The 22800-nt window shown below is 56.2% G+C and carries 25 protein-coding genes; 18 read left to right on the plus strand and 7 right to left on the minus strand.

Annotated features, from left to right (window positions below; translation table 11 throughout):
• Entirely contained in the window at nt 1–1539 is a 1539-nt protein-coding gene (locus tag C8N30_RS14685) for a trimethylamine methyltransferase family protein (RefSeq protein ID WP_037967864.1), read from the minus strand.
• 224 nt (nt 1540–1763) lie between these two features.
• On the opposite strand from C8N30_RS14685, the gene guaA reads away from it, so the two are divergent.
• From guaA to C8N30_RS14735, 10 genes are all read left to right on the plus strand, one after another.
• Nucleotides 1764–3326 (plus strand): glutamine-hydrolyzing GMP synthase, encoded by a 1563-nt coding sequence (gene guaA / locus C8N30_RS14690; RefSeq protein WP_025062039.1) that lies wholly within the window; start codon nt 1764–1766, stop codon nt 3324–3326.
• Nucleotides 3317–3607 carry a putative quinol monooxygenase gene (locus C8N30_RS14695; RefSeq protein ID WP_037967863.1) on the plus strand — a complete coding sequence of 97 codons (291 nt, stop codon included), beginning with the start codon at nt 3317–3319 and terminating at the stop codon, nt 3605–3607. Before guaA ends, C8N30_RS14695 begins: the two co-directional genes overlap by 10 nt.
• On the plus strand, nt 3604–4470 hold the full coding sequence (locus C8N30_RS14700; RefSeq protein ID WP_025062037.1) for a DMT family transporter: 867 nt from the start codon (nt 3604–3606) through the stop codon (nt 4468–4470). Before C8N30_RS14695 ends, C8N30_RS14700 begins: the two co-directional genes overlap by 4 nt.
• Nucleotides 4471–4605: 135 nt before the next feature.
• Entirely contained in the window at nt 4606–5757 is a 1152-nt protein-coding gene (locus C8N30_RS14705) for an outer membrane protein transport protein (RefSeq protein WP_025062036.1), read from the plus strand.
• 107 nt (nt 5758–5864) lie between these two features.
• A complete protein-coding gene (locus tag C8N30_RS14710; protein ID WP_025062035.1) occupies nt 5865–6773 on the plus strand; it encodes a DMT family transporter in 909 nt (302 codons plus the stop codon).
• Nucleotides 6774–6805: 32 nt separating this feature from the next.
• A complete protein-coding gene (locus C8N30_RS14715; RefSeq protein ID WP_025062034.1) occupies nt 6806–7657 on the plus strand; it encodes an ATPase in 852 nt (283 codons plus the stop codon).
• An 83-nt stretch (nt 7658–7740) separates the two neighbouring features.
• Entirely contained in the window at nt 7741–8658 is a 918-nt protein-coding gene (gene metA / locus C8N30_RS14720; protein ID WP_025062033.1) for a homoserine O-acetyltransferase MetA, read from the plus strand.
• A 1-nt stretch (nt 8659) separates the two neighbouring features.
• On the plus strand, nt 8660–9619 hold the full coding sequence (locus C8N30_RS14725) for an alpha/beta fold hydrolase (RefSeq protein ID WP_025062032.1): 960 nt from the start codon (nt 8660–8662) through the stop codon (nt 9617–9619).
• A gap of 48 nt (nt 9620–9667) precedes the next feature.
• Nucleotides 9668–10537: a polyphosphate kinase 2 gene (gene ppk2, locus C8N30_RS14730; protein ID WP_025062031.1), complete on the plus strand. Its 870-nt coding sequence runs from the start codon at nt 9668–9670 to the stop codon at nt 10535–10537.
• On the plus strand, nt 10530–11147 hold the full coding sequence (locus C8N30_RS14735; protein WP_025062030.1) for a TetR/AcrR family transcriptional regulator: 618 nt from the start codon (nt 10530–10532) through the stop codon (nt 11145–11147). Before ppk2 ends, C8N30_RS14735 begins: the two co-directional genes overlap by 8 nt.
• On the opposite strand, the gene C8N30_RS14740 is transcribed toward C8N30_RS14735, so the two are convergent.
• The 3 genes from C8N30_RS14740 to rplM form a co-directional block, all read right to left on the minus strand.
• Entirely contained in the window at nt 11144–12139 is a 996-nt protein-coding gene (locus C8N30_RS14740) for an LLM class flavin-dependent oxidoreductase (protein WP_025062029.1), read from the minus strand. The genes C8N30_RS14735 and C8N30_RS14740 overlap by 4 nt on opposite strands.
• Before the next feature lie 627 nt (nt 12140–12766).
• Nucleotides 12767–13255 (minus strand): 30S ribosomal protein S9, encoded by a 489-nt coding sequence (gene rpsI, locus C8N30_RS14750; protein WP_025062028.1) that lies wholly within the window; start codon nt 13253–13255, stop codon nt 12767–12769.
• A gap of 2 nt (nt 13256–13257) precedes the next feature.
• Nucleotides 13258–13719, minus strand: a complete 462-nt coding sequence (gene rplM / locus C8N30_RS14755) for a 50S ribosomal protein L13 (RefSeq protein WP_025062027.1) — start codon at nt 13717–13719, stop codon at nt 13258–13260.
• Nucleotides 13720–13954: 235 nt separating this feature from the next.
• Here rplM and C8N30_RS19845 point away from each other — a divergent pair, with 235 nt between their 5' ends.
• Nucleotides 13955–14089: a hypothetical protein gene (locus C8N30_RS19845; protein WP_269667558.1), complete on the plus strand. Its 135-nt coding sequence runs from the start codon at nt 13955–13957 to the stop codon at nt 14087–14089.
• Here C8N30_RS19845 and C8N30_RS14760 read toward each other — a convergent pair.
• A complete protein-coding gene (locus C8N30_RS14760; RefSeq protein ID WP_120222888.1) occupies nt 14086–14385 on the minus strand; it encodes a hypothetical protein in 300 nt (99 codons plus the stop codon). The genes C8N30_RS19845 and C8N30_RS14760 overlap by 4 nt on opposite strands.
• A gap of 289 nt (nt 14386–14674) precedes the next feature.
• Between C8N30_RS14760 and C8N30_RS14765 the strand changes: the two genes are divergently transcribed.
• Nucleotides 14675–14998, plus strand: a complete 324-nt coding sequence (locus C8N30_RS14765; RefSeq protein ID WP_025062026.1) for a hypothetical protein — start codon at nt 14675–14677, stop codon at nt 14996–14998.
• Nucleotides 14999–15078: 80 nt separating this feature from the next.
• Here the strand turns inward: C8N30_RS14765 and C8N30_RS14770 are convergent, their stop codons facing one another.
• Nucleotides 15079–16491, minus strand: a complete 1413-nt coding sequence (locus tag C8N30_RS14770; RefSeq protein WP_025062025.1) for an aminotransferase-like domain-containing protein — start codon at nt 16489–16491, stop codon at nt 15079–15081.
• A 100-nt stretch (nt 16492–16591) separates the two neighbouring features.
• Here C8N30_RS14770 and C8N30_RS14775 point away from each other — a divergent pair, with 100 nt between their 5' ends.
• Nucleotides 16592–16825: a DUF1127 domain-containing protein gene (locus C8N30_RS14775; protein ID WP_025062024.1), complete on the plus strand. Its 234-nt coding sequence runs from the start codon at nt 16592–16594 to the stop codon at nt 16823–16825.
• A gap of 94 nt (nt 16826–16919) precedes the next feature.
• On the opposite strand, the gene C8N30_RS14780 is transcribed toward C8N30_RS14775, so the two are convergent.
• Complete coding sequence (locus C8N30_RS14780) at nt 16920–17360, minus strand: PaaI family thioesterase (protein WP_025062023.1); 441 nt, start codon at nt 17358–17360, stop codon at nt 16920–16922.
• A 57-nt stretch (nt 17361–17417) separates the two neighbouring features.
• Between C8N30_RS14780 and C8N30_RS14785 the strand changes: the two genes are divergently transcribed.
• The 5 genes from C8N30_RS14785 to gluQRS all read left to right on the plus strand — a co-directional run bounded on the left by C8N30_RS14785 (nt 17418) and on the right by gluQRS (nt 22798).
• Nucleotides 17418–18203: an enoyl-CoA hydratase gene (locus C8N30_RS14785; protein ID WP_025062022.1), complete on the plus strand. Its 786-nt coding sequence runs from the start codon at nt 17418–17420 to the stop codon at nt 18201–18203.
• Nucleotides 18204–18298: 95 nt separating this feature from the next.
• Complete coding sequence (locus tag C8N30_RS14790; RefSeq protein WP_025062021.1) at nt 18299–19618, plus strand: cytochrome-c peroxidase; 1320 nt, start codon at nt 18299–18301, stop codon at nt 19616–19618.
• A gap of 358 nt (nt 19619–19976) precedes the next feature.
• A complete protein-coding gene (trmFO, locus tag C8N30_RS14795; protein WP_025062020.1) occupies nt 19977–21326 on the plus strand; it encodes a methylenetetrahydrofolate--tRNA-(uracil(54)-C(5))-methyltransferase (FADH(2)-oxidizing) TrmFO in 1350 nt (449 codons plus the stop codon).
• A gap of 18 nt (nt 21327–21344) precedes the next feature.
• Nucleotides 21345–21947 carry a class I SAM-dependent DNA methyltransferase gene (locus C8N30_RS14800; RefSeq protein WP_025062019.1) on the plus strand — a complete coding sequence of 201 codons (603 nt, stop codon included), beginning with the start codon at nt 21345–21347 and terminating at the stop codon, nt 21945–21947.
• A complete protein-coding gene (gene gluQRS / locus C8N30_RS14805) occupies nt 21944–22798 on the plus strand; it encodes a tRNA glutamyl-Q(34) synthetase GluQRS (RefSeq protein WP_025062018.1) in 855 nt (284 codons plus the stop codon). The genes C8N30_RS14800 and gluQRS overlap by 4 nt, the downstream gene beginning before the upstream one ends.
• Nucleotides 22799–22800 lie beyond the last annotated feature (2 nt).

Below are 22800 nucleotides of genomic sequence, written 5' to 3' on the forward strand. Positions count from 1 at the left end.
TTACATAAAGCTGTCTGGCTCTGCCGCTTTACGCGTTGCGACAAAAGCGTCCAGGGCCTCGGTAATGGCGGGATCCATTGCTGGTTGCTGGTAGTCGTTCAGCATTTTTTCCACACGAAGCGAAGCGAGGGTTTGCGTGTCGCGCGCGCCTTCGTCTTCCCATGTCTCGAAGGGTTTGTAGTCCAGTAGATCAGACTTCCAAAACGCCTTTTTGAAGTTTGACTGTGTATGCTCGCACCCGAGGTAGTGCCCACCCGGACCAACTTCGCGGATCGCATCCATCGCCTGTGCGTTCTCGTCAATCTCGATGCCTCTTGCCAGATGATGCAGCGTGCCCAGTTGGTCGGCGTCCATTACAAACTTCTCAAAAGACGACACCAACCCGCCTTCCAACCAACCACAGGCATGCAGCATAAAGTTAACCCCCGACAGCAACCCCATGTTCAGGCTGTTCGCCGTCTCGTAAGCCGCCTGCGCATCGGGCAGCTTGGAGCCACAAAAAGAACCCGCAGAGCGGTAAGGCAGGTTCAGCCGCCGCGCCAACTGACCGGCGCCATAGGTGATATGCGCAGCTTCCGGCGTACCGAATGTAGGCGCACCAGAATTCATATCGATCGAGGTAACAAAGGCCCCCATAATCACCGGCGCGCCCGGTTTGATCAGTTGACTATATGCGATACCCGCCAGCGTTTCGGCCAGCACCTGCGTCAACGTCCCCGCGACGGATACGGGTGCCATCGCACCGCCCACAATAAATGGCGAGATGATACAGGCCTGATTGTTGAGGGCGTAAACCTCCAACGCGCCCATCATCACGTCATCGAATGTCATGGGCGAGTTAATGTTGATCAGCGAGGTCATGACAGTGTTTTCCTGCACGAACTTTTCACCGAACAAAACACCGCACATGTCCACCGAATCTTGCGCGCGGCTCGGCTCGGTTACCGATCCCATGAACGGCTTGTCGCTTAGCGTCATATGGGCGTGCAACATATCCAGATGGCGCTTGTTCACGGCTACATCTGTTGGCTCGCACACAGTTCCGCCGGAGTGGTGCAACCACTTGGACATATACCCCAGCTTAACGAATTTGCGGAAATCTTCCATCGTGGCATAGCGGCGGCCACCGGCCATATCGCGCACAAAGGGTGGGCCATAGACGGGCGCGAGCACCAAGCTTTTGCCGCCCACAACAACATTGCGATCAGGGTTGCGCGCGTGCTGCACATAAGAGGACGGTGCCGTTTTGCAAAGTTCGCGCGCCAGACCGCGTGGAATGCGCACCCGCTCACCCTGAACATCCGCACCTGCCTCGCGCCAGCGCGCCAGTGCCCGCGGATTATCGGGAAAGTTAACGCCGATTTCTTCGAGGATTATTTCGGCATTGTTCTCGATAATCTCCAGTGCTTCTTCGGTCAAAATCTCGAAGTTGGGGATATTGCGCTCGATGTATTTGGCAGTTTCGAATGAAACTGCCGTGCGCTCGGCACGCCGTGCGGCCCCACCACCACCGCGCGTGCGTCTTGCTGCTTCTGCCATGTCCTGTCCCCTCATGAATAAACTTGAACTTCCACTACCCCACTCCGACCACGCCGCTCGCACGGATAACGGCCATGCAGGTAGAAAAGCGACATAATCACACCCCGCGCTGCCTATTTCTATTCGCCGCAAATATCCGCGCTCAGGTCTTCAGCGTACAAAGCAAGCGCTGTGTGCGCCAAATCCGCCTTGCCACGCAGGCGCGCCGCGCATAATCAGTGACCATGACACAACATACCCATGACCGCCTCCTCATCATCGACTTCGGCAGCCAAGTTACCCAACTGATTGCCCGCCGCCTGCGCGAGTTGAATGTCTATTGCGAAATCCATCCGTTCAATCTGGTGGATGACGCGTTCCTTGCCGCTTTCGCGCCAAAGGCAGTGATCCTATCGGGTGGGCCCGCCTCGGTGATTGATGTGGATTCGCCGCGCCCGCCCCAAAAGGTATTTGCGCTGGACGTGCCTGTTCTGGGCATCTGCTATGGACAGCAGGTGATGATGGAAATGCTTGGCGGCAAAGTAGAAAGCGGCCACGGCACCAAAGAATTCGGTCGTGCCTATGTTGCACCGACAACGGCCCAGACAAAGTTGCTCGAGGGTTGGTTCCTAACCGAGCGAGAGCAGGTCTGGATGAGCCACGGTGACCACGTCAGCGCCATCGCACCGGGATTCGAGGTTTTCGGCACCTCTCCCAATGCGCCGTTTGCAATTACCGCTGACGAGACCCGCAAATTTTACGCCGTCCAGTTCCATCCAGAGGTACACCACACGCCCAACGGCCTTAAGTTCTACGAAAACTTCGTCCGTATGGCAGGGTTTACGGGTGACTGGACAATGAATGCCTACCGTGAGGAAGCGATCGAAAAAATCCGCGCCACCGTAGGGGACAGCCATGTGATTTGCGGACTGTCGGGCGGTGTCGATTCCTCTGTTGCTGCTGCCCTCATCCATGAGGCTGTCGGCGACCAGCTCACGTGCGTTTTTGTGGACCATGGCCTGCTGCGCAAAAACGAGGCCGAAGAAGTCGTTACCATGTTCCGCGACAACATGAACTTGAAAGTTATTTACGCCGACGAGCGCGAGCTGTTTTTGGGAGAACTGGAAGGCCAGTCAGACCCAGAGACAAAGCGCAAGATCATCGGGCGGCTGTTTATTGACGTTTTCCAGAAATATGCAAACCAGATCGAGGGCGCAAAGTTCCTCGCCCAAGGCACGCTTTACCCTGATGTGATCGAATCGGTTTCATTTTCCGGCGGCCCCTCTGTGACCATCAAAAGCCATCACAACGTCGGCGGCTTGCCTGAAAAGATGGGTCTCAAGCTGGTTGAGCCGCTGCGTGAATTGTTCAAGGACGAGGTGCGCGTTTTGGGCCGTGAATTAGGCCTGCCACCGTCTTTCATTGGCCGCCACCCCTTCCCCGGTCCGGGTCTTGCGATCCGCTGCCCCGGGGAGATTACCCGCGCCAAGCTCGACATCCTGCGCGAGGCGGATGCCGTGTATATTGATCAAATCCGCAAGCATGGTCTTTATGACGAAATCTGGCAGGCATTTGTGGCCATCCTGCCCGTTCGAACCGTCGGCGTGATGGGAGACGGGCGCACCTATGATTTTGCCTGCGCTCTGCGCGCTGTCACCTCCGTGGACGGCATGACAGCTGATTACTATCCCTTCAGCCACGATTTCCTGGGCGAGACGGCAACCCGTATCATCAACGAAGTACCGGGGATCAATCGTGTCACCTACGACATCACATCGAAACCTCCCGGCACCATTGAATGGGAATAACATCGCAGATCACGCTACACGGTACACTCACCTGCACGTCACAAGAACAGATTGACCGTGTATGCGCCTGCATCCAAACGCATATTGATCTGACCCGCGCCGAGTCAGGATGCCTGTCTTTCGAAGTCTCCCAATCTGGCGATCCGATGGTCTGGACCGTGGCAGAATGCTTTGTAGACCAAGCTGCATTCGAGGCACACCAGACCCGCACCGCAGCATCCGATTGGGCAGCGCAGACAGCAGGTATCGAACGCGATTATACGGTGACGGGACTTAAATGAATGTAATTTTCAAAGCAGCGCTTTGGATGACAGGTGCGATAGTCTCATTTTCGTTCATGGCTGTTGCGGGGCGCGAATTGGCGGCCGACTATGACACATTCGAGATCATGCTTTATCGCAGTCTCGTAGGTCTGATTATTGTTGTAAGCGTCACGACCCTAAACAAGCGCTGGCACGAGGTTCAGGTCCGCAGTATCCGCCAACACTTCCTGCGCAATATCTTTCACTTTACGGGCCAGAATCTGTGGTTCTATGCAGTGGCGGTAGTGCCGCTGGCACAGGTTTTCGCCCTCGAATTCACCTCGCCGCTCTGGGTTGTGATCCTTGCGCCGCTGCTTTTGGGGGAGCGGATGTCCAGTATCCGCGCACTGTCGGTTTTCCTCGGTTTTGTCGGCATCCTTATCGTAACCCGACCCAATCCCCATACATTTCATATCGGCCTTGTCGCGGCAGCAACGGCTGCGGTCTTTTTCGCCCTTACGATACTGCTGACAAAGCGGCTCACCCGAAACAATTCGATCACCTGCATCCTGTTCTACCTGACCAGTATCCAGCTTGTGTTCGGACTGGTGATGGCGGGCTATGACGGCCATATCGCTCTTCCCAGCGCTACCAGTTTTCCATTTCTGTTTCTTGTGGGTTGTGCGGGTTTGCTTGCGCATTTCTGCTTGACCAATGCCTTGTCGATCGCACCGGCGAGTATTGTTGTGCCGATCGACTTTGCCCGTCTGCCGGTAATCGCAATTGTTGCAATGTTTCTCTATGACGAACCCTTGGAAATCTGGGTCTTTGTGGGCGCGTTGCTGATTTTCGCAGCAAATTATCTCAACATATGGAATGAGACACGCACACAACGCTTGTAAAATTTGTGCAACCTCTCCCAGCGTCAATATTGACCCATCGGCTAAAACTTGCTGATGATTTGACCAGCGCTCGTTCAGGGTAATCCGGAACACTTATAAAAATTTCAAACGGCGCCGCTCTGGGAGGAGAAACATATGAAAACCCGTTTTTTGACGGTTGCAGCATTGCTTGCATCCACTGTTTCAGCACAGGCCGTAGGGCTTGACCGCGCTGGTCAACGCGTCGGCATATTGTTCGAGACAGGCAATCATGCCGAATTGACGTTCAGCTATACCGATCCGAGCATCAGTGGAAATGCCTATCCAGCCTTCGGCGGTGGTGCGACCGGCAACGTGGGACAGGCATTCCGCGGACTGTCGGGCGGCATTAAATATGATCTCAATGACCAGCTCTCATTGGCTTTCATTGCCGACGAGCCATATGGCGCTGATACGCTTTATCCCGGTTCTTCCACTACCACCATTTTGGGCACAACTGGCGCTACTGTGGACAGTTACGCGCTCACGGCTTTGGCAAATTACAGGCTCGACTCGAACTGGTCCGTACACGGCGGCCTGCGTTATCAGGAGATCTCTGCGGGCGTGACCCTAGGTGGTTTGGCGTTCAACGCCCCCGGAACAGCTCCCGGCACAGCGAACGGCGTCAACGGATACTCGGGCACGTTTGGCTCGGATGGTGCCGTAGGTTATGTGATCGGCGGTGCCTACGAGATCCCAGACATCGCGCTACGGGTGGCTGTCACCTACAACTCCAGCACCTCACATGATCTGGCCACGAGAGAGACCATTCGTGGCGCGCAAATTTCAGCACCGGGTGCGATCACCGAAGTAGACACCCCCGAAAGCCTTAACATCGCCTTCCAGACCGGCGTCGCGAAGGACACACTCGTTTTCGGCTCGCTGCGGTATGCACGTTATAGCGACACAGTCGTTTCTCCCGCGGGCTTCAGCGGCGCTACGGGCAATGCGTTGACTGACCTCGAAGACGGTTTTGACTTCGACATCGGTGTAGGCCGCCGCTTTTCGGAGCAATGGTCAGGCTCGGTCTCGGTTGGCTTCTCTACAAAGGGTGATGATGACTTTGTATCCCCTCTTGCCCCCACAAACGGATCGAAGTTTATCGCCGTCGGCGCCAAATATGACGTGAATGACAGCTTCGCAATTTCCGGCGGTGTACGCTACACCAGCCTTGGCGATGCCGTAGCCTCGCCCGGTGGCAGAGGTGTCGCCCCGTTCGAGGGGAATGACGCGGTTTCTGTAGGTCTCAAACTGGCCTACAAGTTCTAAAAGCTCCAACACCAATTGCTCCGCCCCCGATCAATCCGGTGGGCGGGGTATTTTTTTGCGCATGAACCGGAGTGGCTGATAACCTTTGCGCGTGCTAGGGACGCAGCATGACAGGTCGCACCATTTCAACCACAGCATGGCTTTTGATGCTCGCTCTTGCGGGGTTGTGGGGGGCTTCGTTTTTATCTATCCGCATAGCGCTGGACGAGGTTCCGCCGCTGACAGCAGTCGCGCACCGCGTTTTCTGGGCCACACTTCTGCTTTGGGTTTATGTCATTGTCCGCGGCCATGCTGTGCCACGCGGACGCCGAATCTGGGTCGGGTTTGCAGGTATGGGCCTTCTGAACAACGTGGTCCCTTTCTTTCTTATGGCATGGGGCCAGTTGCACATCCCCACAGGACTTACCTCGATATTCAACGCCTCCACTGCAATTTTCGGTGTGCTTGTAGCAGCCTTCCTGCTCGCGGATGAGCGGCTGTCAATGCGGAAGGCAATCGGTGTTGCTATCGGCTTTGCCGGTGTGGTCACCGCCATAGGGATCGACAGTTTGCGCGCGTTTGATATCACCTCGATGGCGCAACTGGCGATCCTCGCAGGAACGCTTTCGTATGCATTCGCAGGCGTCTGGGCACGCAACCGTTTATCGGGTCTGTCCCCGCAGGTCGCTGCAGCAGGTATGCTCACCGCCTCGACACTAATTATGGTCCCGCTTGCATGGATCGTTGACGGACCAATCAGCCTTCATCTACAGCCGCGCACCATGCTCGCGATCGCCTATTATGCGCTGGGGGCGACCGCGCTCGCCTATCTGCTTTATTACCGCGTGCTGGCAATCGCAGGGAGCGGCAATCTGATGCTGGTTACCCTGTTGATCGCCCCTATCGCAATCGTGCTGGGCGCGGTCGTTCTGGGGGAGACCCTTGCACCAAATGCCTACAAGGGATTTGCACTTCTGGCCTTTGGCCTGCTGGTCATCGACGGGCGGCTGATTGACCGGATGCGGCCTGCGCGATAGGGAGAAGCGATCCTGCCCTACCGGAGGCCCCTATGATCTATCCTGACGCAAAAAGCTGGCGCGCAGCGCAACGCAAATCTGTTTTATTCTTCGGCATGTCAGGATTAGGCAAAACCCATGTATCCAAGGTGTTGGTTCAGCAGGGTGGATGGTTCCATTATTCGGTCGATTACCGGATCGGCACCTCAGGCATGTACTCCCACATCAAGGACAACCTTATTGCCCATGCCATGCGAGAGCCGTTTTTGGCCGAGATGCTGCGTGCGGATGCTATCTATCTGGAGCCGAACGTCCATAATCATGACTTGAGTGCGGTTGCATCATATCTGGGAAAGCCCGGCGATCCTGCCAAGGGCGGCTTGCCCATGGCGGAATACATCCGTCGTCAGAGCCAGTTCCGCATCGCAGAAATTGCAGCCCTGCAGGACGACACCGAAACCTTCCGGATCCGCGCACAATCCCTTTATGGCTACAATAATTTCATCTGTGACACCGGCGGCTCGATCTGTGAATGGATCGACCCTGAGGATGAGAACGATCCGCTGTTGACCAAACTGGCCTCGCAATGCCTGCTGGTCTGGATCAAAGGCGATGCGGCCCACACGAACGACATGATCGAGCGATTCGACCGCGCGCCCAAACCTATGGCCTATCAACCTGAGTTCCTCGCCCGTGTCTGGGGTGAATATCTGAACCAAAACAATATGTCGGAGGAAGACGTCGATCCTGATACGTTCATCCGCTGGACATATGCACAGGCGCTGGCACATCGCCAGCCGCGCTATGCTGCGATGGCGCGCCACGGGATCACCGTAACAGCCGACGACATTCATGCCGTCAAAACCGCACGGGATTTCGACGCGCTCATAGCTGCCAAGCTCTGAACACGAGCCCGTGCGTACCCCTTGAGGGTTTGCGCCTGCCGCACTATCTGTACCACCCGTCTGATAAAGAAGTGTCAAAGCAAATGCCTATAAAAATCCCCGCCAATCTCCCCGCCTACGATGTCCTCACCCGTGAGGGCGTGCGCGTGATGGACGAGGATCAAGCGGCGCTTCAGGATATCCGGCCCTTGCGCATCGCGCTGTTGAACCTGATGCCTAAAAAAATCCAGACAGAGAACCAGTTTGCACGCCTCATCGGGGCCACGCCTTTGCAGATTGAGCTGACCCTGCTCCGGATGACTGACCACCAAACAAAGAACACAGCCGCCGAGCATATGGAGAGCTTTTATCGCCCTGTATCAGAGGTTTGGAACGAGAAGTTCGACGGGCTGATTATAACCGGAGCACCCATCGAGCATCTCGAGTTTCAGGACGTGGATTACTACGCCGAGCTTGAACAGGTGATGAACTGGACCCAGACAAATGTGCAATCCACCATGGCTGTGTGCTGGGGCGGCATGGCGATGATTAACCATTTTCATGGCGTCAAAAAACATATCCTCGACGCAAAGGCCTTTGGCTGTTTCCGCCACCAAAACCTTGCCCCTGCCTCGCCCTATCTCAACGGGTTCTCGGACGATTGTGTAATACCCGTTTCGCGCTGGACCGAAATCAGACAGGACGAGGTTGACGCCGCACCCGGGCTGACCACTCTTCTGGGCAGTGACGAAGTAGGCCCTGCCCTTATCGAAGATGCTGCACACCGTACCGTCTATATTTTCAATCATTTCGAATATGACCGCGACACACTCAAGCAAGAGTACGACCGCGACGTTGAAGCCGGTACTCCGATCAACGTTCCCACAAACTATTACACCAATGATGATCCATCGTTGCCACCAGTGAACCGCTGGCGCAGCCATGCCCATCTGCTCTATGGCAACTGGATTCAGGAAATCTATCAATCGACGCCTTATGATATTGAAAAAATCGGTACTTAGTATGGTTGCTTTCGCCGCGCTTGTTTTGGTGCTCTTCGTTGTGGTGCAATGGCGCGCCAGCGCGCGCGAGGCAGCCGCAGCGAGGGATTATCCGCCACAGGGTCGTGTGATTGATGTGGACGGGACCCCTGTGCATGTCCTTATCGCAGGCAGCGGACCCGATCTGGTGCTAATCCATGGTGCCAGCGGAAATGTCCGCGACTGGACTTATCAATTCACTGACCAGATCTCGGATCGTTACCGCGTCATCATGTTTGACCGGCCCGGTTTGGGTTGGACCGGGCGCCTGTCCGGAAAAGCTGGACCATGGAATACCACCGCCGAAACTCCGCTCGAACAGGCTACCTTGTTGCAAAAAGCCGCCGCCATCGTCGGGGTAGAACGCCCGATTGTAGTCGGTCATTCGTTTGGGGGTGCTGTTGCCATGGCATGGGCGTTGAACCAACCCAGCGAGACCGGCGCGCTGGTGATGTTGGGCGCGGTGTCGAATCCGTGGCCGGGCGATCTGGGCTGGACCTACACAGTGTTGGGCAGTGCACTCGGTGGTGCGCTGATGGTACCGCCACTGGCGGCATTTGTTCCATCGACCTACGTGGACAGCACCGTCGAGGCAATTTTCAAACCGCAGCCTGCCCCTGCGGGCTATGCGGAACATGTTGGCGCTGGTCTGGTGCTGCGCCGCGAGAGCATGCGCGCCAATGCCCAGCAGGTGAACTCCCTCCGCCCCCATATCGTCAAAATGTCCAAACGTTATGCTGAGCTGTCTCTGCCGCTCGAGATTGTACATGGCGACGCGGATACAATCGTGCCCATGACAATCCACTCCGAGCCACTGTCGCAGCAGGTCACAGGTGCCAACTTAACTGTGCTCGAAGGCGTTGGTCATATGCCCCATCACGCGGACCCCGAAGCGATCGCAGCCGCAATTGACCGCGCTGCTGCGCGTGCGGGTTTGCGTTAACCCTGCTGCCATCGCATAGTGCACTGAAATCAATTGATGAGGCCCGAGATGGAGCTGCCGTTTGACGGTGCGATAAGCACATATTACAAAAATGATGCGCCGGAGGATGTGCGTCGCGCGGTAAAATCCGCGGAAAAAGGGGATATTCTCTCGAAGAGTTATCCGCACCGCAGCCGCATGGGCCGCAAAGTCTATGAAGCCGAGATGGCACTGCTACAAATTGAACTGGTCAAACTACAGTCATGGGTCCGTTCAACCGGCAGCCGCGTCGCAATGGTGTTCGAAGGGCGTGATGCTGCCGGAAAAGGTGGCACAATCGGGCGCTTTCGCATGAACCTCAACCCCCGTGGTGCGCATGTGGTGGCCCTCAATAAACCAACGGATACCGAAGCAAACCAGTGGTATTTTCAACGCTACATCAGCCATTTACCCACTGCTGGTGAGTTGGTTTTTTTTGACCGGTCTTGGTATAACCGTGGTGTCGTCGAGCCTGTCTTCGGTTTTTGCACACCCGACCAGAACACAAAATTCTTCAATCAGGTTCAGCCTTTCGAGCAGATGCTGGTTGAGGACGGCATCCATCTCTTCAAATTCTGGCTGAATGTAGGGCGGGCCGAACAACTCAAGCGGATGCTTAAACGCGAAAGCGATCCGCTCAAACAATGGAAGCTGTCAGGCATCGACGTCAAAGGCCTACATCTGTGGAATGAATATTCCGCCGCTATTCAGGATACATTGGCGCGGAGCCACACTCCCCATGCGCCGTGGACCATCGTCCGCTCCGATGACAAACGCCGCGCACGCCTGAACGCTATTCGCACCATTCTACACCGCATTGACTATGACCAGAAGAACGTGGATGCCATCGGCCCGATCGACACGGCCATTTGCGGCGGGCCAGAGATATGGAATGCCTAAACGCGGGTATCATCACGGCAACCTGCGGCAGGCGCTTGTCGACGCCGCTCTCGCGCTGATTGAGCTTCGCGGCCCGACTGGATTTACCCTGTCAGAAGCTGCAAAGCAGGCTGGTGTGACGCCTGCGGCCGTTTACCGCCATTTCGAGGGGCGCGAAGATCTGATCGCGGAAGCCGCACTTCAGGGCTATGAGATTTTTGGCGATTTGATGGAATATGCCTACGAGAGCGGGCAGCCATCCGCACTCAAGGCATTCGAGGCTACCGGCCGTGCCTACCTTGCGTTTGCGCGCAAATACCCCGGTCATTACATTGCGATGTTCGAGAGCGGCGTTCAGATCAACCGCACCGCTGCCCTCGCTTCGGTGGCCAACCGTGCCAATGGTGTGCTTGAAAAAGCCGCCACCGACCTGAGCCAGCATATTCCCGCCCACAAGCGCCCCCCCGCATCAATGTTTTCTGCGCACATCTGGGCGATGAGCCACGGCGTTGTGGAACTGTTTGCGCGCAATTCACCCGGGCGTGCGTCGCCCTTTCCGCCCGAAGATCTGCTGGAAACCGGCATTGGTATCTACTTGCGCGGACTGGGCCTTATTGCACCGGACGATTAGGCCGCGACCGCAATGGTATTCAGTGCGTCAGCCGCAATCGTGAAGGAGCGTTTGCGCGCTGCCTGATCGTGTATCTGGCCTGTGAGGATCAATTCATCCGGCTGATATTTTGCGACAATTGCTTCAAGTTGCCGGCGCACCGTTTCAGGCGAACCAGTCGCATTGATACGCAAAGCCTGATCAACACCGCGGCGCATGGCTGAACCGATCTCGGCGTCAATATCCTTGACCGGATGCGGAAGTTTTCCCGGCTTGCCACTGCGTAAACGTGCAAACGCCTGCTGAACTGATGTTCGCAAATATTGAGCTTCCACATCTGTATCAGCACCGATTACATTTACGGCCAACATGAACTTGGGTGCTGCAAGCGTATCAGATGGTTTGAAATCGCGGCGATAGATATGAATTGCATCCTCAAGTGCATCAGGCGCGAAATGCGACGCAAACGCATAGGGAAGCCCGAAATGCGCCGCCAGTTGCGCGCCATAAAGCGATGAACCCAAGATCCACAGCGGCACCTTTGTCCCCTGTCCGGGATGCGCCTGAACCTGTGCACGCGGATCGGCGTCATCAAGATATCCCATCAATTCGGTGACTTCAGCGGGAAAGTTATCCTCCCCCGTGCGGCCGCGCCGCATCGCATGCCAAACGGCGTGATCCCCACCCGGTGCACGGCCAAGCCCGAGATCGATGCGGTCCCCGTAGAGGGTTGCCAGCGTGCCAAACTGCTCCGCAATGCTAAGAGGTGCGTGATTTGGCAACATGATCCCGCCCGCGCCTACGCGAATGGTCTTTGTCTTACCCGCCACATGGCCCAGCAAAACAGAGGTCGCTGCGGAAGCAATGCCCGGCATATTGTGGTGCTCGGCCATCCAATAGCGGTAATAACCAAGGCGCTCAGCGTGCTGTGCAAGGTCGGCTGTGTTGCGCATCGCATCCGCAGCGGTGCTACCCTCTGGAACAGGACAAAGATCTAGGATCGAATATTTCATGGGGGGCACCTCTTTTGTTACAGAAGATATAAGGACTAAGCCGCAGCATAAAAGGCTCACCTCTCAAAAAGAGGTCTGAGGCCTCAGGCCGAAGGCTTAGCTAGGCTTTGCATGCCAAATTTCCGAATTTTTCCAGGCATGAGCGCTGTATACACTGGTTGATCTGCGCATCGCGGCGCCGCTTGTTCCGGTCCACTGTGACTACGGCTGGTACGGTGTAAAATTCGGTCCGCATCTGCTGCACGCAGTCCGTGGTGTTTCCGACTGTAGTACAGGTTAATCGCCCTGTTGGAACCTGTCTGCTTTCGGAGCGATTGTACAACTCTTGCTCCAGACGCGGCGGAATTTTGGTGAGGAACTCAGACGTACAGATATTCTGCTCTGCCCGGAATTCAGGCGTTCCACAGCTCGCCAACAGAGTTAGCGCCGTTGATATTCCGATACCCCTTATCATCACATTCATTCTCCGCTCCCCGTTGTTGCCGCCTCCCCACCTAAATTCGCAGCGTCGCGAATTTCAAGGTGCAAATACATGCGCCCGCCTGCATCCATAAGGCACATGCCGGCCCGACAACGAAAGAGGCCGCACCATGCGGCGCGGCCTTTTCCAAAATCGTATCGTAAAAATTAACGCTTGGAGAACTGGAAGCTCTTACGCGCTTTGGCCTTACCGTATTTCTTACGCTCGACAACACGGCTGTCGCGTGTGAGGAAGCCTGCCGCTTTCAGCGCGGCACGGTGCATTGGATCAAACAACTGGAGTGCTTTGGACACGCCGTGCTTTACCGCTCCGGCCTGACCAGACAGACCGCCACCTTTGACAGTGGCGTAGACGTCAAACTGGCCGTCTGTGCCTGTGATGCCAAAAGGCTGCTGCAGGATCATTTGCAAAACGGGGCGCGCAAAATATTCGTTTTGCGGCTTGCCGTTTACAACGACCTTACCGGAACCCGGCTTGATCCAGACGCGGGCGACCGCATCTTTACGCTTGCCTGTAGCATATGCACGGCCAAATTCGTCTTTGACTGGCTCGCGTGGGGTCAGCTCGACTTCCGGAGTGGCCTGAATGCCTGCAACAGATGCGAGATCTTCGAGTGTGTTGATTTCATCAGCCATGCTCATGCGCTCCGTGTGTTTTTCTTGTTCATGGATGCAACATCCAGAACTTCAGGCGCCTGCGCCTCATGAGGATGCTCACCGCCCGCATAAACACGCAGGTTGGTCATAATCTGACGGCTCAGACGGTTGCCTGGCAGCATGCGCTTAACGGCCAAGGTTACGATACGCTCGGGGTGCTTGCCCTCGAGGATATCCGCCTTGGAGCGTTCCTTGATACCGCCGGGGTGACCGGTGTGCCAATAGAACATTTCTTCACGCTTCTTGCCGGTCATCTGGATTTTCTCGGCGTTGATTACGATGACGTTGTCGCCGCAATCCATGTGAGGAGTGAAGGAGGGCTTGTGCTTGCCCCGCAGACGCATGGCAATGATTGACGCCAAACGGCCCAGCACGATGCCTTCGGCATCAATGATGATCCATTTCTTGTCAATGTCTGCCGGTGTTGCAGAAAAGGTTTTCATATACGGTAATCCCGTTAGTGGTGGATCGGGGCAAATACCCCTATGTGATGGAGGGCTTATATCCCAGCCAACGGGCGGGTCAAGCACCGCAAACTGCAATAGAGTGTTTGAAATCAATGGCTTGCAATTACGGTATCATTTTACCCCATCTTTAGCAGCATTTTTGATCGCCGTCCCTTCGCTTCCGGGGCTGCCGAGGGGTAGAATCTGGCGCATACACAAGATTACTTAGGGCATGACAGATATCTACGTGACCATCGCCACACTGATGCTGTTTGGCCTTTCGGCAGTGATCGGACTGATACCGGTACACCGGATGATCCAGCGCCGTGAAGCGCGGCATGAACCGCGCCGAGGCTCTGCCAGCTAATTGCGGCGCATCGGTGGTGTGGCAATTGTCGGCATGTGGCTGGCCAATGTGATGTTTTGCGCTTCTGTCATCGGCGATTGGGTGAGCTGGACACTGCTCTGGCGCGTGCAGGCGCGCGGATCACCGTAACTGTTCATATCGCTGCGACACTGTTGGGAGGGCGCTGATGGCGCCTGATCAATCTGCCTTGCAATGCGCCGCGTGCGCTGTCCACACAGTGCCCGTATTGCAACGGACCTGCGGTTCTGGTGTCGGGTCAGGACGGTCATCAAACCATGGCACTGATCCCGTTTCACGTGGACTTCCCTTTTGCGCAGCGGCTGGCACAGGACTCGGTTGCTCGTCGCCTTTTCGCACCCACCGCCCTCCGAAGGGTTACACGCGAATGCACCGTCGCCGGGCTTTATGCACCGTTCTGGACCTTCGACAGCGACGAGGCAGTGGCCTATTGGGCAAGGTATGTGGATTTCGGCAGCAACAAGATCAAAACACGCCGGACACGTGGACGTATTACAATCGCCTTCGACGACCTGTTCATGCCTGCATCGCCCCACGTCACGCCTTTGATACGGGACGGGATCCTGCATGCTTTTGATCCCGTTGACCTCAAGCCCTACCGAGGCAGGATACCTCGCGGGTTTTGCCGCAGAACTGCACCATCAAAGCGTCATGCAGGGACTGGCGGCAAATGCGGCAGACAAGGATCTGCTCATCCGAAACCAGATCAAGAAGGAAGTAAACGAGACAGGCGTCCATGCAATCACCTATAAAACAGATACCACTGGCATCCACTACCGCCGGATCCTGATTCCGGTTTGGATCATGCATTATCCCTATAGAAAACGTGCCTACCGCATTGTCGTGTCGGGGATCAACGGGCGTACATTCGGCGAGCGGCCATTTTCATAGGCGAAAATGGCGCTGCTGTCGGGCGCAATCACGCTTTGCGCGATGGCAGCGGGCATCGTGGTCGGTGCAATTACAGCCCTCTAAACGCCAATTTCCTCGGAGGGGTTATCCAACAGATCCCGCAGCCGTCCCATCGCAGCGTCAAAGCTCTTGAGGCTCACACCCGCATTGATCGCCATCCGCACAGCGTGTGGCGTTTGCGCGTGACGTGCGGCAAACTCCTCAGCGGCGCGCACCCTGACGCCCCTCGTCTCGGCAGCGCGGCAAAATGCAGACGCGCGCCAGCCGTCCGGCAGGTTAAGCCAAACGAACGGCACATCCTCGCGCCAACGCAGATCATAAACACCCAGCCTGTTCACGGCAGCCCTTACATAATCGGCCACCCCGTCACGCGTCCGCGCCATAATCGCGTCTAATCGAGGATGCGTCAGCAGCACTGCCGCCAGATCAGATATTGGCGTGGCCAGCCCAAAAAAACCATGCTCCGCCGCACGGTGCAATGCCGGCGTCATTTCTCGCGGCCCAATGGCACAGCCGATGCGTAGGGCGGGCGTGATGGATTTGCTCAGCGAGGTAATATACCAGCCGCGTTCGGGCGCGAGCTTGCGGTAGGAAGATGCCTGCGCCGCCCCGATGCGATAACAGTCATCCTCGACGATTTGCAGATCATAGCGCCGTGCAACCTCGACAATCTGTTCGCGGCGGGCAAGCGGACTGAACCCGCAGGTCGGGCTGTGCACTTCGGGTGAGGTGCAAATGATCTGTCCTTCGGGATACCGTTCGGCGGCAGCAGCAAGGGCGAGCGGACACATTCCGTCCTTGTCCATTGCCACTGGCACAACTTCGGCGCGCAACGCAGCCGCCACCCGCCGAAACCCAGGATAACACAGCTCCTCGAGGAAAATCACAGGGCGACGCCCTTTCAGGATCGCTTGAAAGATCAACATGATGGCATTCTGTCCGCCATGTGACAGCACGATATCGCTTTCGCGTAGCGGACCAAGATCAATGTTACGCACCCAATGGCGCATCGCCTCTCGTGCCGGTTGCGCCCCCCTGCGCGAGGGGTAGTGCATCACACCGGAAGGCGGATCGTTTGCAATCTGCGCCATCAGGCTTCGGATCAACGCGGATTGCCCGCCGTTGGGCAGATGCGGCGAAAACAAATTAACGTTATAATTATCGCCACCGGTCAGATGCTCGATCACATCCATTTCCATCAGGTTCAGCGGCGGCTCGGGTGGGGCCACATCCGCGACGAAAGTGCCGCGCCCGACTTCGGCAACCAGCACGCCTTCGTCGGTGAGCACAGTATAGGCACGCGCCACCGTTCCGGGCGTCATCTGGAGCTTCCATCCGAGCTCACGCACCGGCGGCAGCTTGTCACCTTGCCCCAAAACCCCTGCGTCCACAGCCTCACGGATCGCATGTACGACCGCTTTGTACTTCGGTTTGACCGCCGGATCGACCTGCGGCATCCAAATTGTATCCATTACAATGTTTCCGTGGCCCAAGCTGATTTTGTATTGTACCAATATTTCTGGCACGACCACATAATTGTGTCAATACAATTTTTAACAAGGAGAATTCCCCATGGCACAGGCATCGGTCCTGACAAACGAAGACCTTACGGTTTTGAACGCAACACGCAGCATTCCCTTGCTCGCAGTGCTTAGCGTCAAGTTTGCAGCCTGCCTAACCAAATGGGCGACCCGCCGCCGCACCCGCCTCGACCTTGATAAACTCGAGAAATGGCAGCTGCGCGATGTGGGACTAACACCCGGCGCGGCTCTGAGCGAGACGCGCAAGGTGTTCTGGAAGGCGTGACATCCCCGTGACGCGGGCCAGACCTCTTCACTTGGGCAGGGAAATTCCCTGCCCTTTTTTAATACAATCCTGAAAATTTTAAAATTGTACCAATTTACGGCACACGTGCCGGCGGAATCGCATAGGTCATCGTCGCTTGTGCTACAGGCTCCTCCATCCCTTCGGAATAGACCAGCACGTGCGAAACCGAGAGCTGGCGACCCAGCTTCAACAGCTTGGCCACCGCGATCAAATCTACGCCTGCTTTGGGCTTGCGCATGAAATCCAGCGAGCAATTTGTCGTAACGGCCAACGCCTGCGGCCCAATCATCGACAGCGTCGCAATATAGGCAGCCACATCTGCGAGCGCGAACATCGACGGACCCGACACTGTCCCACCGGGGCGCAAATGCTTTTCGGTGATAATCAGTCGCATGGTTACCTCGTTTGGCTTGACCTCTTCGACATTGAAATCGTCCGCCACCTGCTGGAACACCTCGCGCATAAACGCCATCAACTCCGGCGCCTGCATCATCACTTTACCCTTAACGGCCATGCTTGTCCTCCCTGCACTACTGCGGCTAGAGTTGCGCGGTGCATGGGGGGACGCAAGATGGCAATTCTGGAAATTACGCAACGGGACGCGGTCACGCATCTCACGATGAACAGCCCCGAACGGCTCAATGCGCTCAGTGATGAAATGCTGACAGCCCTGCAAGAAGCGCTTGATAATTTGGCACAGGATCCTGAATGCCGTGTGATTACCATGTCAGGCGCGGGCAAGGCGTTTTGCGCAGGACATGATTTGCGCCAGATGCAGGCAATGCGCAAAAACAAGGATGCGGGTGCGGCAGCTTTCGCAGATCTGTTCGACCGCTGCACAAGTGTGATGCTGCGGATCCAGTCAATGCCGCAACCTGTCATTGCGCAGGTACACGGAATCGCCACCGCAGCGGGCTGCCAGCTGGTTGCGACCTGCGATATGGCCGTAGCGGCAGAAGGCACCCGTTTTGGCGTTAACGGCGTCAACATCGGGTTGTTTTGTTCAACGCCTATGGTCGCCCTCACCCGTAACATCGCGCCCAAAAAGGCATTCGAGATGTTGACCACAGGCGATTTCATTGATGCCAGCCGCGCCGAGACACTCGGGTTGATCAACCGTGTTGTGCCACCCGACACACTCGAAGCCCAAACAGCGGCCCTTGCCGACCAGATCGCGGCCAAGCTGGGTGCTGCGGTCAGGATCGGAAAGCGCGCGTTTTACGAGCAGCTGGGGATGAATACCGCAGCCGCCTATGCCCATACCGGCGCCGTCATGGTCGAAAATCTGGCAAATGCTGACACGTCGGAAGGCATGCAGGCATTTATTGAAAAACGCGCGCCAGACTGGAAAAGCTGACTGTTTCCCAAATCGTTAATGTGAATTTCCAAACGGAAGATCGCAAATGTGTCAAAATCTTGATAGCTAACCTCACAATCTCGTGAGGAACTGTGATGATGATGAAAAGAATGCTGGATGCCGTCTGCGCTGGCCTTTTGTGTACGACCGCGGCGCTGGCAGGCCCACTGCCAGTTGCGATCTCCGATACCGATTTTCACCAGTTTCCGCCCGATCTGGTAGAGCTGGGGCGCGATCTGTTCTTTGATCCGGTTCTGTCAGGCAATAAAAACATCGCTTGCGCGACATGCCACCACCCCACCCTCGGCACGTCTGACGGGATGTCACTTTCGGTGGGCGAAGGCGGCGTTGGCCTTGGTGCATCGCGGCATGTTGACATGGGCAATGCACCAAAGGCGCGTATTCCGCGCAATGCGCCTGCCCTGTTTAATCTAGGCGCAAAAGAATACACTGTGATGTTCCACGACGGACGAACCGAAAGCGACCGGCATGCGATGTTCGGCATCCGTATGCCAGCGGGACGCACTTTGGAGAAGCCTGTTGTATCGGCGTTGGCAGCGCAGAACATTCTGCCCATCCTGTCGCCAGACGAAATGTCCGGCCACCCCGGCGAGAACGAGGTCGCCGATGCTGTCGCCGCCGACCGTATCATGGGGGATGGCGGCGCGTGGGATATTCTTGCGAAACGCATTGATTCCATACCCGATTACCGCACCCGCTTCGCCGCCGCAGGTTCTCCCGAAATTCATATTACCGACATCGGCACGGCGCTTTCCGCATTTATCGGCTCCGAATTCCGCGCCACGCAAAGCCCCTTTGACCGCTATCTCGCCGGTGAGGATGCGATGTCAGAGGAGCAGCTTGCCGGTATGGATCTTTTCTACGGCAAAGCGCGCTGTTCCACCTGCCACTCAGGTGCATTCCAGACCGATCACAACTTTCATGCCATCGGTATGCCGCAACTGGGTCCTGGCAAGGATGACTATGCATCCGATGCAGGGCGCGGGATGGTGACGAAAGAGGCAGAAGACATGTACCGTTTTCGCACCCCCACTTTGCGCAACATCACGATGACCGGCCCCTACGGCCATAACGGCGCCTACGCCAACCTCGAAGATATTATCCGCCATCACCTTGACGCAGTTGAGGGGCTTGCCAGCTATGACAGGACAAAAGCAGTTTTATCACGAGACGTGAACGTAGATGACTGGAAGGTGATGGATGACTTCGACGAGGTTATGCGCATCGCGGAGGCCATAGAAATCATCGACGTCTCCCTGCAGCAGGCCGACATAGACAAAATTATGTCATTTTTGGGCGCACTCACTGATGAAGGCGCGGGCAAACGTGGGCTCGGCGTGCCAGCGTCCGTGCCATCGGGACTGGAAATGGATGTGCTTTCACCGCCGTCCTGAGCTTGAATACGCATAAAAACAAAGCCCCCGGCATCTATGATGACCGGGGGCTTTATATATCTTCGCCTACTGTTGCCAAATCTGCACCGCAGTGTTGCGCAGTTACGTCTATGAATTCTGGCGAGATTAAGGCACAAATAGGTCATGGCATAAAGACCTGCCCAATTTAGGGTCGCTGCCTGCGGAAGGTCCCTCCAGATCAGACTCTCATCTGATCCCCTTAATTCCCGCAGCAGCGACCCCAAAATACCCCGGCCCAAAAATTCTAGTCCTAGATAGAACATGATTTGCTACTTTGCCGCATCGAAGTTGCGTACACACCGTTGCACCAATCTGCGCGCTGGATTATCTGCGGGGCATGGATAAAACATTACACATTATCGGCGGCGGCATGGCCGGATCAGAGGCTGCGTGGCAGGCTGCACAACTTGGCGTATCTGTGGTCATCCACGAAATGCGACCAAAGGTAGGTACCTTTGCGCACCAGACGGGTCTTTTGGGTGAGATGGTTTGCTCCAACTCGTTTCGGTCGGACGACAGTGAGCAGAATGCCGTGGGTCTGCTGCATTGGGAAATGCGCGAAGCTGGCGGTTTGATCATGCAAACGGCGGAAAAACATCGCCTTCCTGCGGGTGGCGCGCTTGCCGTTGACCGTGATCCATTTGCCCAATCCGTGACTGATGCGCTGATGGCACATCCCAATATCACTGTTGAGTATGGCGAAGTTACTGATCTGCCCGATGAGGGTACTTGGATCATTGCAACAGGCCCACTGACCTCGACGGCACTTGGTTCCGCAATTGCCGCGCAAACTGGCGCCGAAGCGCTGGCGTTTTTCGATGCGATCGCACCGATTGTTTATCATGACAGCATCGACATGAGCAAAGCGTGGATGCAGTCCCGCTATGACAAAGGCGAGACGGAGGAAGAGCGCACCGCCTACCTGAACTGCCCGATGGACCGCGACCAGTATTACGCCTTTATCGACGCGCTCGAGACTGCCGAAAAAACCGAGTTCCACGAGGGTGAGACTGCAGGGTATTTCGACGGCTGTCTGCCGATCGAAGTTATGGCGGAGCGCGGACGCGAAACACTGCGCTTTGGCCCTATGAAACCTGTAGGCCTGACAAATCCCCACCAACCCGATGTAAAAGCCTATGCTGTTGTACAGCTTCGCCGAGACAATAAACTTGGCACGCTTTATAATATCGTCGGGTTCCAGACCAAGATGAAGTACGGTGCACAAACTGCTGTATTCAAAACAATTCCCGGTCTGGAGAATGCGAACTTTGCCCGCCTAGGCGGCATTCACCGCAACACCTTCCTCAACTCGCCCACGCTACTGGACGCACAGATGCGCCTCAAGTCAAAGCCCAATATTCGCTTTGCAGGCCAGATTACAGGCGTCGAGGGATATGTGGAAAGTGCTGCGATGGGGATGCTCGCGGGGCGACTGGCCGCAGCAGAACTAAATGGTAAAGCGCTTGAAACGCCGCCACCAACCACCGCAACAGGTGCACTTATTACCCACATATCGGGTGGTGCAGATGCCAAGACGTTCCAGCCAATGAATGTTAATTTCGGTCTTTTCCCTCCCGTGGATGGCCTCAAGGCAGGACGGCGCGGGCGAAAGGACCGGTACAAGGCCTATACTGACCGCGCAAAAGCCGACTGGCAGGCATGGCTAAGCGCTGGACAAGAAGGTTAACCTCCCTAAGATGCTTTAATGAGTGTTTTTCTGGATCAAGCTTTCACCGACCGCGACGCGGATCATACCCGTTTGTTTTATGACGAATGGTCGTCTCTATATGATGTCGATTTGGCCGAGCAGGGCTACGCCACACCTGCGCGTTGCGCGGCAGCACTCGCAGCATTTGCGCCTGATAGGTCCGTGCCAGTGCTGGATTTTGGTTGCGGTACGGGATTGTCCGGCGAGGCGCTTAAGGAAGTAGGATTCACCACGGTCGACGGTGTAGATATTTCACCCGCGATGCTCGCCGTGGCAGAGCAGAAAAATATCTACCGTGGCCTGCAACAGATACCACCGGGTGAAAAACCCGAGGGTGGATATGCTTTAATCAGTGCGGTTGGCGTGATCGGCCTTGGGGCCGCACCGGCGACAACCTTCGATCTTTTGATGCAGGCTCTCCCGTCTGGCGGTAAGCTGGTATTCTCCCTCAACGATCTGGCCCTTGCTGATCCGGGCCAGATGGGGCGCCTCAACGAATGGATCGATTGTAGTGCGGCACAGATATTGTTTGCGGAATACGGTCTACACCTTCCCGGAAAATCGATGAAATCAACAGTATACGTCATGGAAAAATATTGACGCTAGCAACCCGTTTTGCGCCGTCTCCAACAGGGCCGCTGCATCTTGGCCATGCCTATTCTGCCCTCTTGGCATATGGTCTGGCACAGGCGGCCAATGGACGGTTTTTATTGAGAATCGAAGATATTGACCTCTCACGTGCACGCCCCGAGTGGGAGGCGCAAATATACAGTGATCTTGCGTGGCTCGGCATCGAATGGGAACTACCCGTTATGCGACAATCTAAGCGCCAGCCAGCCTACGATGCCGCCCTCGATAAGCTCTGGCAGCGCGGTGTCCTTTATCCTTGCTACTGTTCGCGTGCCGATATTGCCGCAGCTACGGCCGCGCCGCAAGAAGGTGCGCCGATGTTGGGGCCGGATGGCCTTATCTACCCAGGCACATGCAGGACCGATCATCCGCCAACCACAGTGCGCCCGCGCGATTTGCCATTGCGGCTTAATATGGCGTGGGCTTGCGCGCAGCTCGACTGGCCGCTGGGGTTTACCGAGGAGGGATCAGGCACCGCGCAATATGTTCCGATTACCGCAGATGAAATGCAACGCGGTGTCGGGGATATCGTCCTCGCTCGGCGGGATATGGGCACGTCCTATCACCTATCAGTCGTTCTCGATGATGCCGCCCAACACATTACTCATGTGGTGCGCGGGCGTGATCTGCTTGAAGCTACCGCCATTCATGTCGTCGTTCAGGCGCTGCTAGATCTTCCGACACCGGTGTACCATCACCATAGGCTGATCCGCGATGAGACGGGGAAGCGATTGGCCAAACGCGACAATGCCCGCGCCATCGCACTCATGCGCAGCGAAGGACATTCCGTGAAGGATATTCAATCTATAATAGGACTTTAAAG

Source organism: Sulfitobacter guttiformis, assembly GCF_003610455.1.
GTDB classification, from domain to species: Bacteria; Pseudomonadota; Alphaproteobacteria; order Rhodobacterales; family Rhodobacteraceae; genus Sulfitobacter; species Sulfitobacter guttiformis.